Annotated in this window: 1 protein-coding gene; it reads right to left on the bottom strand. The window is 71.6% G+C overall.

What is annotated here, in order from left to right:
* Nucleotides 1–32: 32 nt before the first annotated feature.
* Nucleotides 33–1,400, bottom strand: a 1,368-nt coding sequence (gene sucB, locus ACFV9G_RS29870) for a 2-oxoglutarate dehydrogenase, E2 component, dihydrolipoamide succinyltransferase (RefSeq protein ID WP_378733116.1), incomplete at its 5' end; no start/stop codon positions are given.

The following is a 1,400-nucleotide window of genomic DNA, read 5'->3' as shown; positions in this document are numbered from 1 at the left end:
ACCCTGCTCGCTTCGCTCGCAGGGTCACAGGCTCAGATCTCGAACTGAGCGGCCTCGAGGCGCTTCTTGACGTCCTGGAGGAAGCGGCCGGCGTCGGCGCCGTCGACCAGGCGGTGGTCATAGGTGAGCGCGACGTTGACCATGTAGCGCACCGCGATCGTCTCGCCGAGGTCCGGGTCGTCGATGACGACCGGACGCTTCACGACAGCACCCGGGCCGAGGATGGCGACCTGCGGCTGGTTGATGATCGGGGTGTCGAAGAGCGCACCGAACGAACCCAGGTTGGTGATCGTGAAGGTGCCGCCGGAGAGCTCGTCCGGGGTGATCTTGTTGTTGCGCGTGCGGTCGGCCACGTCCGCGATCTTCTTCGCGATACCCGCGATCGACAGGTCGCCCGCGTCCTTGACCACCGGGGTCAGCAGACCCTTCGGGGTGTCGACGGCGAAGGCGATGTTCTCGCGGTCGTAGTAGGTGACCGTGCCGGCCTCGATGTCGATCCCGGCGTTGAGCTTCGGGTGCACCTTGAGCGCGTCGATCGCGGCCTTGGCGAAGAACGGCAGGTAGGTCAGCTTCACGCCCTCGCGCTGCAGGAACCCGGCCTTGTTGGCCTCACGGAGGCGGGCGATGTTGGTGACATCGACCTCCATGACCTGGGTCAGCTGCGCCGCGGTGTGCAGCGACTCGGTCATCCGCTCGGCGATCACCTTGCGCAGACGCGAGATCTTCTCGGTGGTGCCACGCAGCGGCGACGGGGCCGCGGGGGCGGCGGAAGCGGCCGGAGCGGCCGAGGCCGCCGGAGCAGCTGCTGCCGGGGCGGCGGCCGGAGCCGACTTCGCGGCGGCCGCCTGGAGGATGTCCTCCTTGCGGATGCGGCCACCGACGCCCGAACCCTCGACGGTGTCGAGGTCGACGTTGTGCTGGGCCGCGAGCTTGCGTACGAGCGGGGTCACGTAGCCACCGGGCTGGATGGCCGGGGAGCCGTCGGTGGACGGCGCGGCGTGAGCCGGGGCAGCAGGAGCCGGAGCGGCAGCAGCCGGAGCAGCGGGTGCAGCCGGAGCGGGAGCGGGAGCGGCAGGCGCCGGAGCGGGAGCGGCGGCGGCGGCGGCCGGAGCGGGCTCGGGAGTCGGCTCGGGAGTCGGCTCCGGGGCCGGGGCGGCGGGCGCGGGCTCGGCAGCTGGGGCGGCACCGGCGTCACCGACGAGCGCGAGCACGGCGCCGACCTCGACGGTCTCGTCCTCGGCGACCTTGATCTCGAGCAGGGTGCCGGCGACCGGCGAGGGGATCTCGGTGTCGACCTTGTCGGTGGAGACCTCGAGCAGAGCATCGTCGACGGCGACCGTGTCGCCGACCTGCTTGAGCCAGCGGGTGACGGTGCCCTCGGTGACCGACTCGCCCAGCGC

This window comes from Nocardioides sp. NPDC059952, assembly GCF_042730435.1.
Lineage (GTDB): Bacteria > Actinomycetota > Actinomycetes > Propionibacteriales > Nocardioidaceae > Nocardioides.
The sequence above is the reverse complement of the archived record's forward strand: the minus strand, read 5'-3'. Positions and strand labels throughout refer to the sequence as shown.